This window comes from Stenotrophomonas sp. YJH_SMC_135, from assembly GCF_059372355.1.
In genome coordinates, this window is record NZ_JCAFVN010000004.1 from 326405 (window position 1) to 341863 (window position 15459).

Sequence of the window (15459 nt, forward strand, 5' to 3'; positions counted from 1 at the left end):
TGCTCGACTGATGGACTCAGAACAACGAGCCCTGCGGCGACTCCTTCTTCGGCGGCAGCGGCTTCTGGAAACGGCTGCAATCCAGCTTCGGCCAATGGCTGTTCTGTGCATTGAAGCCCAGACGCTTGCGTGCCAGCTTGAAGCGGTTGTTCAACAGATCGGCATACACGCCCTGGCCACGCATACGCGTGCCGAACTGGCTGTCGTAGTCCTTGCCACCGCGCAGCTGCTGGATGGTGCTCATCACGTGCGCAGCGCGATCGGGATGGTGCGTATCCAGCCAGTCGCGGAACAGCGGTGCCACTTCCAGCGGCAGGCGCAGCAGCACGTAACCGGCGGTGCTCGCACCTGCGCCGTGCGCAGCCTCCAGCACGGCTTCCAGCTCGCTGTCGTTGATCCAGGGAATCACCGGCGCCACCATCACACCGACCGGAATGCCGGCGTCATGCAGGCGCTTCATCGCGCGCAGCCGTGCATGTGGCGCTGATGCACGCGGTTCCAGCTTCGCGGAAAGATGCGGGTCCAGCGAGGTCACCGAGAAGTGCACGCTGACCAGGTTCTCCGCGGCCAGCGGCGCGAGCAGATCGATGTCGCGCTCGACCAGTGCGTTCTTGGTGATCAGCGAGAACGGATGCCGGGTCTCCAGCATCACTTCAATCAGCTGGCGGGTCAGCTTGAACTTGCGTTCGATCGGCTGGTACGCATCGGTGTTGATGCCCAGTGCGATCGGCTGCGGCACATAGCCCGGTTTCGACAGTTCCTTGCGCAGCAGCTGCGGCGCATTGGTCTTGGCGAACAGCTTGGTCTCGAAGTCCAGCCCCGGCGACAGGTTCAGATAGGCATGCGAAGGGCGGGCGAAGCAGTACGAGCAGCCGTGCTCGCAACCGCGGTAGGGATTCACCGATTGACTGAAGCCGACGTCGGGCGAGTTGTTGCGGGTGATGATGCTGCGCGCGGTTTCGGCGCGTACTTCGGTGCGCAGGCGCGGGGCCAGGAACTCTTCGCTTTCGTCGACCGCCCAGCCGTCGTCCACCGCCTCGCTGACGGTGCTTTCAAAGCGCCCGGCAAGGTGGGACGTGGAACCTCGGCCCTTGATCGCAATACCCATTGCGGCAGGGTACGTCGTGGCCGTCTCAATGGCTGCGACGGCCGCCTGAAGGGTTCAGGGCGAGGCTGAGCCGAGCATGGACTCGGCTCTACAGTTGATGCAGAGACCTTGTGGAGCCGAGCCTACGCTCGGCTGCAATGCATCAAAGCAGCGCCAGGTACCCGCGCACGGTGGCATCCAGCCCGTCATACAGTGCCTCGCCGATCAGCGCGTGACCGATCGACACCTCCAGCACCTCCGGCACGTGGGCCAGGAAGTCGCGCAGGTTGTCCTGCGACAGGTCGTGGCCAGCATTGACACCCAGGCCGACGGCCTGCGCTCGTCGGGCAGCAGTGGCGAACAGCGCCAGCATCGCATCGGCATCGCCCGCCGCATGCGCCTCTGCATAGGGCCCGGTATACAGCTCGATGCGGTCCGCCCCCACCTCAGCTGCCTGCTCCAGCAATGGGTTGCCCGCGTCAACAAACAGGCTGACCCGACACCCCATGGCCTTCAGCGCAGCCACCAGCGGACGCAGGCGCTCGGCATCGCGTTCGAAGTCGAAACCGTGGTCGGAGGTGATCTGGCCATCATCATCGGGGACCAGGGTGGCCTGCGCCGGACGGGTCTGTTCGCACAGCGGCAGCAGCCCCGGGTAGCCCTCGCGCGGCGGCGCGAACGGGTTGCCTTCGATGTTGAATTCAACGCCACGCGCGCGGGTCAGCGTGGACAGGGCCAGCACGTCCTCGGCGGTGATATGCCGGCGGTCCGGCCGTGGATGCACGGTGATGCCATGCGCGCCGGCATCCAGGCAGGCCTGGGCGGCGCGCACCACGTCCGGTTCGGCGCCGCCGCGCGAATTGCGCAGGACGGCGATCTTGTTGACGTTGACGCTGAGCTGGGTCATGGAACGGAACTACTTGGAAAGAGGGGACGGGTCGTGGTCGTTGTGGTCGTCAGTGCGGCGGGCCTGGGCCTGTTCGCGCAGGCGGCGCAGCTCCTCGGCATCGATCAGCGTGGCCGGGTCGCGCTGCAGGTCGCCGAAACGGGCCACGTAGCGGCCGCGCACCCAGGCCAGCAGGAAGCCGAGCGCCGCCAGCAGGCACAGGGTCATCAACCCCGCGCTCGGGGTCTTCAGCGCGAAGGCAAAGCAGCCCAGCGCCAGCAGCAGATACAACCAGTACATAGTCGGGCTCCCCGGATGATCGCCGCAGTGTAGCGCTGCGTCAGAGCAGCGGCGAGGCCAGCCGGGCGAAGGCCTCGGGCAGGCGGTGCAGCCACAGCGAGCGGCCGGCCTGGTCGTGCACCCGCGTGGAACGGTCGAATTCGCCCTGCAGCAGTTCGGCCAGCGCAGCGACGCGGTCACGGTCGCTGATCATCATCGACAGTTCGAAGTTCAGCCGGAAGCTGCGGTGGTCGAAGTTGGCGCTGCCGACGATGCAGACATCGTCGTCGGCGATGAACGCCTTGGTATGCAGCATGCGCGGGCCGTACTCGTAGATCTTCACGCCCGCGTGCAGCAGTTCGTCGAAGTAGGACCGTGCGGCCTGGGTGACGAACCAGGAGTCGCTCATCTTCGGCACCAGCAGGCGCACGTCCAGGCCGCCCAGCGCGGCCGAGGTCAGCGCCATCCGCGCTGCTTCACCGGGCACGAAGTAGGGCGTCACCAGCCACACGCGCTCGTGTGCTTCCTGGATCGCCGCCACGTGCAGGCGGTGGATGGTCTCCCAGCCCGAGTCGGGCCCGGACACCAGCACCTGGGCGCTGATCGGTCCATCCGCACGCAGCGGCATGTCGGCTGGCCACAGGCGGGCGATGTCGAAACGCGAGTGGTCCTGGCCACTGGCATAGAGCCAGTCCTCGGCGAACACCAGCTGCAGGCTGCGCACCACGTGGCCGCGGATACGCATGTGCAGGTCGCGGTAAGCGTCGGGCCTGCGGCTCTCGTCTTCCTCGTCAGTGATGTTGATGCCGCCGGTGAAGGCGAGGCGACCGTCGACGATCACCAGCTTGCGGTGGGTGCGCAGGTTCAGCCACGGGCGCTTGAACGGCTTCAGCAGCTGTCGCGGATGGAACCAGATCGCTTCGCCGCCGGCGTCCAGCAGTGGCTGCAGGAAGCGCCGGGGCAGGGCGGAAGAGCCCACCGCATCCAGCAGCAGGCGCACCTGCACACCGGCCTGCGCACGTTCGACCAGGGCATCGCGCAGTGCGGTGCCGGCATGGTCGGGGTTGAAGATGTAGTACTCCAGGTGCACGTGGTCGCGCGCCTGCGCGATCGCGTCGAGCAGCGCGGCATAGGTGGCTGCGCCGTCGACCAGCCAGGTCACCTCGGTGGCACTGCTGGGCGCCAGTCCGGTGGTGGCCTGGGCAACCTTGGCCAGCTCGGTGCAGTCCGAATCGGGCGGGCAGACATCGCTGTAGTGCTCCATGCCCGAGCGTGCACGGCCACGACGCAGCCGTTGCCGCTTCACCTTCTGCGGCCCCAGCAGGTAGTAGATGAAGAGCCCGAGGTAGGGCAGCAGTGCCAGCGAAAGGATCCAGCTCAGCGTGGCCACCGGCTCGCGCTTCTGCAGCATGATCCAGCCTGCCAGCGCGAACAGGTAGAGCAGGTAGGCCACCGCCAGGATCGTGCCGAGGTGGGCGATGCCGTCGAGCCAATGGCGCAGGGAGTCGAAGAGGGCGAGCATCCGCCGATCATAGCGGCGCCTGCTGCCGGATGGGGTCGGATGGGGTCAGATCCCTTTTCCTCAGGAAAAGGGATCTGACCCCAATCCGTGCGCCACGACGAGAACACAAAAAAACGCCCCTGTTTCCAGGGGCGTCTGCAGTCGCGTCATGACTGTTGTATTGCGGTGTAGCGTTTACTGCTGCACAAATCCGATCTTCTTCATCTGAGCATTCTTCGCGGCGGCCAGAACCTTGGCCATCACGTCGTACTCGGAATCCGGGCTGGCGTCGATGCGCAGTTCCGGCTGGTTGGTCGGGTCACGCTGGACCTCCTGCTCCATCCGCTGCTGCAGCTCGCTGGTATTGATCGGGCTGTTGTTCCACGAGACCTGGTTGCTGGCGTCGATCTTCAGTTCGATCGGCGGCGGCGGTTCGACCAGCTGCGGCGGTGGGTTGAGCACGCGCTGCGGCAGGTCCACGGCGATCGGGTACGTCATGATCGGCGCGGTCACGATGAAGATGATCAGCAGAACCAGCATCACGTCCACGAGGGGCGTGACGTTGATGTCTGCCATGGGGCCCTTGCCACCACCACTACTGAATGCCATGGCTTATTGCCCCTTTTCTTTGGTCGCAACGAAGCCGACGTCCAGCATGCCCTGTTCCTGCGCGACCTTGGTCAGGTCGTTGATGACGCGCATCTTGGTGGTGCGGTCACCACGCAGGTTCAGCGGCGGCTGCGGGGTCTGCTGTGCGGCGGTCGCCAAGCGGGACTCGAGAGTCTGCTTGTTGATTTCTTCGTCGTTCCAGTAGATCGAGCCGTCTTCCTTGACTGCCAGCGTGATCGGGTTCGGACGCTTTTCAGCATCTTCCGGCTTCTGGATCAGGTTGGCTTCCGGCAGATCCACCTTGACCTTGTGGGACATCAGGGGCGCCGTGATGATGAAGATGATCAGCAGCACCAGCATCACGTCCACGAGGGGCGTAACGTTGATGTCGGCCATGGGGCCGCCGCTGTTACCACTACTGAAAGCCATAACGGGCTCCGTCTAGATCTTGGTGACTACTTACTTCGTCGCTGGGTGACGCGCGCCGCAATTAGCGGACGCGCGAACCGGTGGCGAAGAAGTCGTGCAGGTCGTGCGCGAAGGTATCGAACTTGCTGATGGTCGCGCTGTTGATCTTGCTGAAGAAGTTGAAGGCGAACACGGCCGGGATTGCGACGAACAGACCGATCGCGGTCATGATCAGCGCTTCACCCACCGGGCCGGCAACGGCGTCGATCGAAGCGGAGCCGGTGGCACCGATCTTGATCAGCGCGCCGTAGATGCCCCACACGGTACCCAGCAGACCGACGAACGGAGCGGTCGCGCCGACGGTGGCCAGCAGGGTCATGCCCGACTGCAGCTTGTTGCTTTCGCGGGTGACGGCCTGGCGCAGAGCGCGGTCGACGAACTCCGAACGGCTCAGGTTCTCACCGACGCCGCCGGTAGCACCGCCTTCAGCGCGCTGGTGGTGGGCAGCGGCCTGGGCAGCGTCCAGGGCGATCTTCGAGAACGGCTCCGAAGCCGGCTGCTCTTCCATCGCACGGATGGCGTCCTGCGCGTTCGGGGTGTCCCAGAACAGGCTGACGACGCGGTCAGCGGCGCTCTTCAGGCGGGTGGCACGGAAGATGTTGATGACGGTCCAGTACCAGGACATGGCCGACATGGCGATCAGGGTCAGCAGCACGACCCAGGAAACCGCGAAATCACCCGGCTTGGTGGTCATTTCGTGGATCAGGTGCTCGAAGCCCATCTGCGACAGGGCGTTGGACGGATTGCCCCCGGCAGCAGCGGCGATGAAAATTTCCTGCAGCATGACGCTTACCTTTGTTGTGTGTGGTGATAAAGGGTGTAGCTAAGCTAAACAATCGAACCGGGAGCGGGGGTGGCCGGAGGGCCACCCGGACGCATCAGTTCAGCGCAAAGTTGACCGGGACGCGAACGCGACCTGCCGCCTTCTTACCGCCAGATTCAGCGGCGTTGAAGCGCCACTTGCGAGCTGCTTCCATCGCAGCACGGTCCAGGTCGCGGTTACGGCTGGACTTTTCCACCGTGACATTGGTGACGTTGCCGTTGGCATCGACATCAATGATCAGGATCACTTCGCCCTGGATACCCGCGCGGAAGGCGGCCGGCGGATAGCGCGGCGGATTCATGGCCTTCGACGAGATGTCCACGCTGGCCTCGATCGAGGTCGGCGGAGCCGGCGGCGACGGGGGCGACGGCGGGGTGACGATATCGTTCGGGCGCGGCTCCGGCACGTCCACGACCGGCGCCTGCGGCGGCGGCGGTACGGGCGACGGCTTCGGCGGCGACAGATTCTTCACCGGCGGTGGCGGAGTATCCTGCGGCGGCGGCGGCGGCGGCGGCGGTGGGGGCGGCGGCGGCGCGTCGACGATGGTCACCATGACGTTGCGCTCCTTCTCCGCGACGGCCTTGGGAGCCACGGCGGGAATGAGGAGCATCATGAAGGCGGCCAGATGCAGGGCAATTACAAACGCGATGCCGACGATGCGAGGCCAGCTCAGCCCCTTGTCATCGGGTTGTTCGTACCGGTGAACGACTAGTTGTTCCGTCATGCGCCAAGAGCTCAATAGTGGGGCCGGAATCCCGGGGGCGGGATCCCTGATCAGCGGTGCATGACACCGCAGGAACCTCCAAGCTTATACCAATCCTGAGCGCCTGCGCATCAACTGAGCAGGCATTCAGGCGTTATTCCTACTTACTTCAGGTTGATGATTTTTTTGGCATCCGCCTGGTTCTTCACGCCCTTCGCCAGCGCCTGCTGGGCGGCCTGCTTGGCCTCGGGGACGCGACCTTCGGCATGCAGGACGCGTGCCAGGTTCAGGTAGGTCTCACCGTCCTTGGAGAGCGGGGCAGCCTTCTGCCACGCATCGATCGCCTGCGGCACCTGGTCGGAGTAGTAGTAGGACTGGGCCAGCGCCAGGTAGACCTGGTAGTCCGGCTTCAGGATGCCCTTCTGCAACCCTTCGTTGATGACCGCGATGACGTCCTTTTCCTTGTTCTCGGTGTTGGCATAGATCGAGTACAGCTGCTTGTACTCGCGCTCTTCGGTGAGCTGGCCGCTGCTGCGCAGCTTGTCCATCACCGCGGCGGCCTTCGGCATCTGGTCAGCCTGCATGTACATGTTGGCCAGATTCAGCTGGGCCTTCTTGTCCGTCGGGTTCTTGGCCGCCAGCGCTTCTGCGGCCTGCACGGCCTCACCGGTCTGGCCGGCTTCGGACAGGGCCGCCATCAGCAGCTGGTTCCAGTTGTCCTTCGGTTCGGCGGCGCCGGCGATGGCCTGCTTCAGCACCGGGATCGCTTCCTGGTAGCGCTCCAGCTGGTACAGCGCCTGGCCCTTGGCGATCAGCTCTTCCGGCTTGGTCGACTTGCTCTCTGCGAAGTACTTGTCCAGGGTGGCCAGGCCTTCGGCGGTCTTGTCTTCCTGCAGCTGCAGCTGGCCCAGCATCAGCATCGACTGGAAGTGGCCGTTGTTGTCCAGGCCGTTGAACTGGATCACCTGCTTCAGGTACGCGATGGCGCCCGGCACGTCGTCGGTCTGGTAGGCGGCCTGCGAGGCCAGCTGCGCGGCCAGCGACTTGTCGTACTCGTTGGAAGCGCTGTCGGCCAGGATCGCGTCAGCCTGTTCGCGCGTCTCCGGGAACTTTTCCTTGTTGTAGCTGTCGATCATTTTCTGCAGCTTGCTGCCCATCTTGGCCGAGGCCTTGGCGGTCGGCTCCTGGCGGGTCGCATTCGGGTACAGCGGTTCGGCCTTGGCCTGCTTGCTGCTACCGCCGCGGCTGCCACGGTCGGAGGAACGCGAGGACTGCGCAAAGGCATCGGTGACCACGGCGCCGGTCAGGGCGGTCGCGACGAGGACGGAAAGCACAGCTTTGTGGTTACGGAAAATCATCGTTCACCTCGATCGAACCGCCGGATAGCGGCAAAGTCGGACTGTCAGAAAAATCTGAGCCGCCAAACGTATCAGAAACAGATGGCGTGAGAAATCGTTTTATGTGCTGCAATACAGCATAGAACTGCGCACTCATCCGCACTTTGGCCGCAGCCCGGCCGCCTGCGCCTGCTGGTAGACCGGCGTCAGGCCCGGTGCATCACGTCGCAGCTCCTGGATCCGGTTGGCCGGATCGGGGTGGGTGGACAGCCATTGCGGGCTGCGACCACCGCTGGCGGCCATCATGTTCTGCCACAGGTCCACGGCCTGGGCCGGGTTGAATCCAGCCTGCGCCATCAGCCGCTGGCCAATCACGTCTGCCTCGCTTTCCTGCGTGCGCGAACCCGGCAGCAGGAAGGCCGCCTGCGCGCCCATCCCACCCAGCTGGTTGACCGTGCTGGCGGCGCCATCGCCATAGGCGGCACCGGCCAGCGCGCCCAGCACGGCCAGGCCGGTCTGCGCGCCCATCTGCCGGGTGATGCGTTCTTCGTGGTGACGCGCGATGACATGGCCGATCTCATGGCCGATCACGGCAGCCAACTGGTCCTGGTTCTTGGCGACGGTGAAAATGCCGGTGTTCACGCCCACTTTTCCGCCGGGCAGGGCAAAGGCGTTCGGTTCTTTGTCGACGAACACGGCGGTCTCCCACCGTACGCCACGGTACTGAGCCGGCAACTGCGCGACCAACGCGTTGACCACGCACTGCACGTAGCCGTTCTGGCGGCCATCGGTGCTGATCTTCTCTTTCTGCTTGGTCTCGGCAAACGCCTGCGCGCCGAGCTGGTCAAGCTGTGCCTGCGATACGCCGCCCACCATCTGCCGTCTTCCGGTTGGCGAGGTGGTGGTCGCACAGGCACTGACCACGGTGGTGATGACTAGAGCCAGCAGCAGTTGTTTCATGGGTCCGCCCCCGTGTTCATGTGCGCAGTGTGTAGCGTACCTGCTTAATCTTTCGTCAAGCGGGCACGGCGTTACGTTGACCCCAGGAACACCATTGCGGCGAGCGCCACCGCGTTGTTCAGCGCATGCGCCGTGATCGCCGCCCACAGGGTGCCGGTGCGGCGGTACAGCCAGCAGAAGGCGGCACCCATGCCGCCGTAGACCAGCCACAGCTGCGCCATGCCCAGCAGCGAGTTCTTGCTGACACCGGGCACTTCATGGACCAGGGCGAACGCCAGGCTGCTGAGGATGAGGCCCAGCCAGGGGCGGCCGGCCTGCCACAGGCGCCCGAACAGGACACGACGGAACAGCAGCTCTTCGTAGGCGGGGGCGAGGACGACCGCAAACAGCACCAGGAACAACGGGAAGCGCGCGATCGCGCTCTGCATCAGTTCCACGTTGGTCGGCACCGGCTCGATGCCGAACTGCTTGGAAAGGAAGGCGACGCCGTTGCTGCCAACCACGATCAGCGTGGCCACCAGCAGGGTCCAGCCCCAGGTGGAAGGACGCTGCAGCGCCTGTCGCGAGGCCAGGCGTTCGCCGGCGTTCGCCGGGCGCCGCCAGAAGTACAGCAGCAGCGCGGCACCACCGGTGGCGATCAGGGCCATCAGGATCTGGGCCAGGGCCCCGGGCTGGCCCACTGCCGCGCCGGCGTTGTCAGGTGTGAGTGCACCGCCATTGGCCGCGACGTTGGCGCGGCTGACCACGATCGCACGGTAGAAGCCCCAGAACAGTCCGGTGACCATGCTCAGGCCGACCAGGGTGACGGCGGCGATGCCCAGGTCGATGAAGAAACCTGCCAACGGTGCCACGGCGCGCGGCGGGGTAGACGGCGGCGGAACCGGAGGCGGAGCGGCGGAGACCGGGGCGGATGCGGACATCAGGTACCTGCGTTCAAGGGACGAAGGCCGGTGCAGCTCCCCGCGCACCGGCCAGGTCCCGATTGTGTCAGATATCCAGGTTGGCGACCTTCAGCGCATTGTCTTCGATGAAGTCACGACGCGGTTCGACCACATCGCCCATCAGGGTGCTGAAGATCTGGTCGGCAGCGACCGCATCCTCGATGCGCACCTGCAGCAGGCGACGGGTCTCCGGGTTCACCGTGGTATCCCACAACTGCTCCGGATTCATTTCACCCAGACCCTTGAATCGCTGGATCTGGCGGCCGCGCTTGGCCTCCTCGAGCAGCCAGTTCTGCGCCTTCGCGAAGCTGTCGACTTCGATCGACTTGGCGCCGCGGGAAATCGTTGCACCTTCGCGCACCAGCCCGTGCAGCAGCTTGGAGGCCTGGTGGATCGCACGCAGTTCGCCACTTTCGAACGCCGACAGCGGCAGCACCTGGATGTGCTCCTCGCCCATGTGGCGACGGGTCACCAGCACGGCGGCGGGGCGCTCCTCGTTGGCCTCCTGCAGTTCCAGGCTGAAACGCGGGCTGCCCAGGCTGCCCTGGTTGAGGCGCTTGGCCAGCGCATCCAGGCCTTCGCCTTCGCCCGCATTGCGCAGGCTGTCCATGTCCATCGGCACGAAATCGACCAGCGCTTCGAGCAGGTTGCGGTCATAGCGGTGGGCATTGCGTTCGATGGAATCGAGCGCGGCGGCATAGGCCAGCAGCAGCTTTTCCAGCGCCAGGCCTTCGATGCCCGGTTCGCCGGTGGCCGGCACCAGCGCGGCGTTTTCCACCGCACTGCTGGCCAGGTAACTGTCCAGCGCCGGGTCGTCCTTCAGGTACAGCTCCTGCTTGCCCTGCTTGATCTTGTACAGCGGCGGCAGGCCGATGTAGACGTAACCGCGCTCGATCAGCTCCGGCATCTGACGGTAGAAGAAGGTCAGCAGCAGGGTGCGGATGTGGGCGCCGTCGACGTCGGCGTCGGTCATGATGATGATCTTGTGGTAACGCAGCTTGTCCGGGTTGTACTCGTCACGGCCGATGCCGGTGCCCAGGGCCGTGATCAGCGTACCCACCTGGTCGGAGGACAGCATGCGGTCGAAGCGTGCGCGTTCCACGTTGAGGATCTTGCCGCGCAGCGGCAGCACCGCCTGGTTCTTGCGGTTGCGACCCTGCTTGGCCGAGCCACCTGCCGAGTCACCCTCGACGATGAACAGTTCGGACAGCGCCGGGTCCTTTTCCTGGCAGTCGGCCAGCTTGCCCGGCAGGCCGGCGATATCCAGCGCGCCCTTGCGGCGGGTCAGGTCGCGGGCCTTGCGCGCCGCTTCGCGTGCACGCGCAGCGTCGACGATCTTGCCGGCGATCGCCTTGGCTTCGTTCGGGTTTTCCTGCAGGAACTCTTCCAGGCGCGCGCCGAAGGCGTTTTCCACCGCCGGGCGCACGTCGGAGCTGACCAGTTTTTCCTTGGTCTGGCTGGAGAAGCTCGGGTCCGGCACCTTCACCGACAGCACCGCGATCATGCCTTCGCGCATGTCATCGCCGGTCAGGTTGATCTTGGCCTGCTTGGCGATGCCGTTCTGCTCGATGTAGTTGTTGAGCACGCGGGTCAGCGCACCGCGGAAGCCGGCAAGGTGGGTGCCGCCGTCCTTCTGCGGAATGTTGTTGGTGAAGCAGTACATCGTCTCCTGGTAGGAGTCGGTCCACTGCAACGCCACATCCACGACGATGCCGTTGTGCTCGCCGGTGACCGAGATGACGTTCGGGTGCAGCGGGGTCTTCAGCTGGGCCAGATGCTCCACGAAGCTGCGGATGCCGCCTTCGTAGTGGAAGTCATCACGGCGGCCATCGCCACGTTCGTCGGCAAGGACGATCTTGACGCCGGAGTTCAGGAACGACAGCTCGCGCAGGCGGCGAGCCAGGATGTCGTAGTGGAATTCCACGTTGTCGTGGAAGGCGACCGTCGACGGCCAGAAGCGCACGGTGGTGCCGCGCTTGGTGGTGGTTTCCAGCTTGGCCAGCGCGGTCACGGCGGCGCCGTTGCTGAATTCCTGCTGGTAGTGGAAGCCGTTCTGGAACACGTCCACCAGCAGCTTCTGCGACAGCGCGTTGACCACGCTGACGCCGACGCCGTGCAGGCCGCCGGACACCTTGTAGCTGTTGTCGTCGAACTTGCCGCCTGCGTGCAGGACGGTCATCACCACTTCGGCGGCCGACACTTCGCGACCGAGCTTGGCGCTCATCTGCTCGTGCTTGCCGGTCGGAATGCCGCGACCGTTGTCGGACACCGAGACGGAGCCGTCGGCGTGGATCGTCACCGCGACATGGTCGGCGTGGCCGGCCAGCGCTTCGTCGATCGAGTTGTCGACGACCTCGAACACCATGTGGTGCAGACCGGTGCCGTCATGCACGTCGCCGATGTACATGCCGGGACGCTTGCGGACAGCCTCCAGGCCTTCCAGGGCGGTAATGCTGTTGGCGTCGTAATTGCCGTTGTTTGCCGGGGTGTTCTGTTCGTCGCTCATTGCGCTTGCCGTAGGCTCCGCAGGTCGGCCACCGCTTGGAGCGATGTGCCGAGAATGAAAGGATTCCAACCCGAATTATACCAGCCGGGGTCGAGCGGCCCTGGTGTGCCCACTATGGCACAGCCACGATCTGTGCATGTTCCACGTGGAACCGGGCGATGTGGGTCAGTTCCTGCAGCGCCGCCGGCGTTTCGGTGGCGGTGATGAAGATCTGCGCCGGCCCACCGAGCAGACGCTGCAGAACCCGCGCCTGGTGGGTGCGATCCAGCTCCGAGGCCAGATCGTCCAATGCGATCACCGGCCATTCGCCGCGCTGTTCCGCGTAGTCCTCGGCCTGCGCCAGCAGGCAGGCCAATGCCGTCAGCTTGGCCTGACCACGCGACAGTGCATCGCGACCCGGAATGCTTTGGAAATCCACACTCCAGTCCGCCCGGTGCGGTCCAACCGAGGTGTACCCGGCCTGGCGGTCACGTTCCCGGGCCAGAAGCAGCGCATCGGCCAGAGGGAGCTCGTGCCGACGCCAGCCCGGGCTGAGTTCCAGTGCCTGGATGCCGAGCTGCGGGGCCAGGCTGGAAGCCAGCGCCACGGTGCGCTGCTGCAGACGCTCCAGGTAGTGCTGCCGACGGCTGGTCAACGGTTCGCCGGCTTCAGCCAGTTCGTGATCCCAGGTATCCAGCATACGCGACGGACCACCTTGCTTGAGCAGGGCATTGCGCTGTTTCAGTGCCCGCGAATACCGGCGCCACAGGGACAGGAAATCAGGTTCCACGTGGAACAAGCCCCAATCGAGGAATCGGCGGCGGGGTTCACCACCACCGCTGACCAACGCATGGCTGCCTGGCTCGAATGTGACTACCGCAAGCGCTGCGCACAGATTGCCGAGCTGGGCCACGTCTTCGCCGTCCAGACGCCCCTTCCAATCCTGGCCACTGTGCCGCAGGCCGGCCTTTCGGCGGTGCGGCGGGTGATTGGCACGTTGTTCGTCCCATTCCACGAAGATTTCCAGCGCTTCCTGGCCCTGCCGCACCAATCCATCGCGGACACGACCACGGAAGCTGCGCCCATAGGCCATCAGGTGCAGGGCCTCGAGCACGCTGGTCTTGCCGGCACCGTTGTCGCCGGTCAGCAGGTTCAATCCCGGCTGGGGCGACAGCTCCACCGCATTGAAGCGACGCAGTTGGTGCAGGGCGAGGCGGCGGATAAGCATGGGGCGCGAAAGACCATCCGCACGGGGCGGCAGAGGGGCAGGGAATCCATCAGCTTACTGCATCGGTCAAGCCGGACGTGCCCGGCCAGCTATCCGGCCGGCTATGGAGCAGGAACCGCAGGTCTGCCTGCGCCCTGACCGCTGGTTCCACGTGCCGCTGTTTCCTCATCCCAGCAGATGCGGGCCTCGGCAAGCCTGGAAATCCTTCGATTCTGCGAAGGGTTGCGGGGGTGTGAGCCTCGGATTTCGCCGATTTGAGGCGATGCTGTGGACAGCGTTTACCTCGTCGCCGACGAGTGCCGGCGGATGAACCTGCAGATTCCTTGAAATCTGCGATCCCATGCCCTGGGCGGTTCCACAGATTTCAAAGAATTCAGACCGATCGTTTCACGCTGTCCACAGCTGCCCTGTATGACTTATACACAAGGTATGGGCAATCTGTGGATAAAAAAGCCCTTTTGCCATGCCTTCGAAACTATCCACAGGTTCCCCCCCAGGCTGGGAGGCCGATATACAGGGGGTTTCAGGTGCATAAATTTCTTTTAAATCAGTCAGATAAGGTGTTTTTCCACGAGATCTGGCTCTACCATCACCACCATGCTTTAGATTTATACCCAGATTTAGAAGCTAGGCTTGCCCCAATCTGCATCGAATCTTCCCTGTGGACAGCGGCGTTTGCAGAGGGAAGTCCATCGCGCCGCGATGCAGGATCATCGGTCCCTGTCTGGCCGGATCTGGGGACAGGCGACGAGTATCGGATCCTGCACCTGGACTTTCGATCAATCGCGACTCGTCATTGCTACGATCCAGCGATCCTGTTTTCAACGATCGAGACGAACATCCCGGAAAGGCAACGGATTTCAACCGAGCCCATCGACGGAAGTGACGTCGTCCGGAGAACTGCGTCTTCTCGATGCTCCACGTGGAACCTGCAAAAAAAACGCCCGGGAAGATCCCGGGCGTCGTTCGGTTCCACGTGGAACAGCAGCTGTCAGAGACGCAGCGGCATCACCACGTGGCGCGACTTCTCGCTGCTGGATTCACGCACCAGTGCCGAGGAGTTGGAATCGCGCAGCTGGATGATGACTTCCTCATCGCGCAGGGCGGAGAGGGCATCCAGCAGGTAGTTCACGTTGAAGCCAATGGCCAGATCGCTGACCGTGGTATCGGCTTCGATCTCTTCCTGGGCTTCTTCCTGTTCCGGGTTGTGCGCGCTGATCTTCAGGTTGCCCGGCGAGACTTCCACGCGGATGCCGCGGTACTTCTCGTTGGACAGGATCGCGGCGCGCTGAAGCGAGGCGCGCAGCGCTTCGCGATCAACCTTCACTTCACGGTCGGCACCGATCGGAATCACCGCTTCGTAGTCCGGGAAGCGGCCGTCGATCAGCTTGGAGGTAAAGGTGACATCGTCGCGCTTGACGCGCACGTGGCTGCGGCCGACTTCCAGCTCGATCTCGCGATCGCCGCTTTCCAGCAGTCGCTGCAGTTCGGTCACACCCTTGCGCGGCACGATGATCTGGCGCTTGGACCCGCTGGGCTTGGCCAGATCGGTTTCACACAGCGCCAGGCGGTGGCCGTCGGTGGCAACGGTACGCAGGGCATCGCCGCGCAGGTCGAACAGCAGGCCGTTGAGGTAGTAGCGCACGTCCTGCTGGGCCATCGCGAACGCGGTGCGCTCGATCAGCTCCTTCAGGGTCGCCTCACCGATGGCCACGCGCTCGGTGGCTTCGACTTCATCCACCGACGGGAAGTCGTTCGAAGGCAGCGTGGCCAGGGTGAAACGGCTGCGACCGGCCTGCACGGTGATCTTGTCTCCGGTCTGCGAGACGGTGATCCGGCTGCCGTCGGGCAGGGCGCGGATGATCTCGAACAGCTTGCGGGCGGGAATGGTGGTTTCGCCGTCCTGGGCATCTTCAACCGCGATCCGCGACACCATCTCCACTTCCAGGTCGGTACCGGTCAGCGACAGCTGGCCGTTCTGCACCTGGACCAGGAAATTGGCCAGAACCGGAAGGGTCTGGCGGCGTTCGACCACGTTGACGACCTGTGCCAACGGCTTGAGAAAGGCTTCGCGCTGCAGTGTGAAACGCATGTGGTTCCGTGCCCCTATGCTTTAAAAAATGTGGAATAAATCAAAAGCTTGGTGGTGCTG

14 protein-coding genes are annotated in these 15459 nt (G+C 64.4%); all 14 read right to left on the minus strand.

The window, feature by feature from the left end:
* Window positions 1-16: 16 nt before the first annotated feature.
* On the minus strand, window positions 17-1108 hold the full coding sequence (locus AC5P98_RS16215; protein WP_032957941.1) for a PA0069 family radical SAM protein: 1092 nt from the start codon (window positions 1106-1108) through the stop codon (window positions 17-19).
* 142 nt (window positions 1109-1250) lie between these two features.
* Window positions 1251-1994 carry a pyridoxine 5'-phosphate synthase gene (locus AC5P98_RS16220; RefSeq protein ID WP_014645413.1) on the minus strand — a complete coding sequence of 248 codons (744 nt, stop codon included), beginning with the start codon at window positions 1992-1994 and terminating at the stop codon, window positions 1251-1253.
* Between the two features lie 9 nt (window positions 1995-2003).
* Window positions 2004-2273, minus strand: a complete 270-nt coding sequence (locus tag AC5P98_RS16225; RefSeq protein ID WP_014645412.1) for a hypothetical protein — start codon at window positions 2271-2273, stop codon at window positions 2004-2006.
* Window positions 2274-2313: 40 nt separating this feature from the next.
* On the minus strand, window positions 2314-3774 hold the full coding sequence (gene cls, locus AC5P98_RS16230) for a cardiolipin synthase (RefSeq protein ID WP_032957944.1): 1461 nt from the start codon (window positions 3772-3774) through the stop codon (window positions 2314-2316).
* A gap of 174 nt (window positions 3775-3948) precedes the next feature.
* Complete coding sequence (locus AC5P98_RS16235) at window positions 3949-4362, minus strand: ExbD/TolR family protein (RefSeq protein ID WP_005411740.1); 414 nt, start codon at window positions 4360-4362, stop codon at window positions 3949-3951.
* A gap of 3 nt (window positions 4363-4365) precedes the next feature.
* The gene (locus tag AC5P98_RS16240; protein WP_005421196.1) at window positions 4366-4791 is read right to left on the minus strand and encodes an ExbD/TolR family protein; all 426 of its coding nucleotides are present in this window, start codon (window positions 4789-4791) and stop codon (window positions 4366-4368) included.
* A 61-nt stretch (window positions 4792-4852) separates the two neighbouring features.
* Window positions 4853-5614, minus strand: coding sequence for a TonB-system energizer ExbB (gene exbB, locus AC5P98_RS16245; RefSeq protein ID WP_005411738.1), 762 nt, complete (start codon window positions 5612-5614; stop codon window positions 4853-4855).
* A gap of 94 nt (window positions 5615-5708) precedes the next feature.
* On the minus strand, window positions 5709-6377 hold the full coding sequence (locus AC5P98_RS16250; RefSeq protein WP_049408447.1) for an energy transducer TonB: 669 nt from the start codon (window positions 6375-6377) through the stop codon (window positions 5709-5711).
* A 143-nt stretch (window positions 6378-6520) separates the two neighbouring features.
* Window positions 6521-7714 (minus strand): tetratricopeptide repeat protein, encoded by a 1194-nt coding sequence (locus AC5P98_RS16255; protein ID WP_014035419.1) that lies wholly within the window; start codon window positions 7712-7714, stop codon window positions 6521-6523.
* Window positions 7715-7846: 132 nt separating this feature from the next.
* The gene (locus tag AC5P98_RS16260; protein WP_049408445.1) at window positions 7847-8653 is read right to left on the minus strand and encodes a M48 family metallopeptidase; all 807 of its coding nucleotides are present in this window, start codon (window positions 8651-8653) and stop codon (window positions 7847-7849) included.
* 71 nt (window positions 8654-8724) lie between these two features.
* On the minus strand, window positions 8725-9573 hold the full coding sequence (locus AC5P98_RS16265; RefSeq protein ID WP_032958467.1) for a CPBP family intramembrane glutamic endopeptidase: 849 nt from the start codon (window positions 9571-9573) through the stop codon (window positions 8725-8727).
* A 67-nt stretch (window positions 9574-9640) separates the two neighbouring features.
* Window positions 9641-12100 (minus strand): DNA topoisomerase (ATP-hydrolyzing) subunit B, encoded by a 2460-nt coding sequence (gene gyrB / locus AC5P98_RS16270; RefSeq protein ID WP_014645407.1) that lies wholly within the window; start codon window positions 12098-12100, stop codon window positions 9641-9643.
* A 112-nt stretch (window positions 12101-12212) separates the two neighbouring features.
* On the minus strand, window positions 12213-13307 hold the full coding sequence (gene recF / locus AC5P98_RS16275) for a DNA replication/repair protein RecF (protein ID WP_049408442.1): 1095 nt from the start codon (window positions 13305-13307) through the stop codon (window positions 12213-12215).
* 991 nt (window positions 13308-14298) lie between these two features.
* The gene (dnaN, locus tag AC5P98_RS16280; RefSeq protein WP_005411731.1) at window positions 14299-15399 is read right to left on the minus strand and encodes a DNA polymerase III subunit beta; all 1101 of its coding nucleotides are present in this window, start codon (window positions 15397-15399) and stop codon (window positions 14299-14301) included.
* Between the last annotated feature and the right edge of the window lie 60 nt (window positions 15400-15459).

Bases quoted from the DNA above. Each gene is read 5' to 3' on its own strand.
- AC5P98_RS16215 (WP_032957941.1), bottom strand. From the start codon at position 1,108: ATGGGTATTGCGATCAAGGGCCGAGGTTCCACGTCCCACCTTGCCGGG.
- AC5P98_RS16220 (WP_014645413.1), bottom strand. From the start codon at position 1,994: ATGACCCAGCTCAGCGTCAACGTCAACAAGATCGCCGTCCTGCGCAAT.
- AC5P98_RS16225 (WP_014645412.1), bottom strand. From the start codon at position 2,273: ATGTACTGGTTGTATCTGCTGCTGGCGCTGGGCTGCTTTGCCTTCGCG.
- cls (WP_032957944.1), bottom strand. From the start codon at position 3,774: ATGCTCGCCCTCTTCGACTCCCTGCGCCATTGGCTCGACGGCATCGCC.
- AC5P98_RS16235 (WP_005411740.1), bottom strand. From the start codon at position 4,362: ATGGCATTCAGTAGTGGTGGTGGCAAGGGCCCCATGGCAGACATCAAC.
- AC5P98_RS16240 (WP_005421196.1), bottom strand. From the start codon at position 4,791: ATGGCTTTCAGTAGTGGTAACAGCGGCGGCCCCATGGCCGACATCAAC.
- exbB (WP_005411738.1), bottom strand. From the start codon at position 5,614: ATGCTGCAGGAAATTTTCATCGCCGCTGCTGCCGGGGGCAATCCGTCC.
- AC5P98_RS16250 (WP_049408447.1), bottom strand. From the start codon at position 6,377: ATGACGGAACAACTAGTCGTTCACCGGTACGAACAACCCGATGACAAG.
- AC5P98_RS16255 (WP_014035419.1), bottom strand. From the start codon at position 7,714: ATGATTTTCCGTAACCACAAAGCTGTGCTTTCCGTCCTCGTCGCGACC.
- AC5P98_RS16260 (WP_049408445.1), bottom strand. From the start codon at position 8,653: ATGAAACAACTGCTGCTGGCTCTAGTCATCACCACCGTGGTCAGTGCC.
- AC5P98_RS16265 (WP_032958467.1), bottom strand. From the start codon at position 9,573: ATGTCCGCATCCGCCCCGGTCTCCGCCGCTCCGCCTCCGGTTCCGCCG.
- gyrB (WP_014645407.1), bottom strand. From the start codon at position 12,100: ATGAGCGACGAACAGAACACCCCGGCAAACAACGGCAATTACGACGCC.
- recF (WP_049408442.1), bottom strand. From the start codon at position 13,307: ATGCTTATCCGCCGCCTCGCCCTGCACCAACTGCGTCGCTTCAATGCG.
- dnaN (WP_005411731.1), bottom strand. From the start codon at position 15,399: ATGCGTTTCACACTGCAGCGCGAAGCCTTTCTCAAGCCGTTGGCACAG.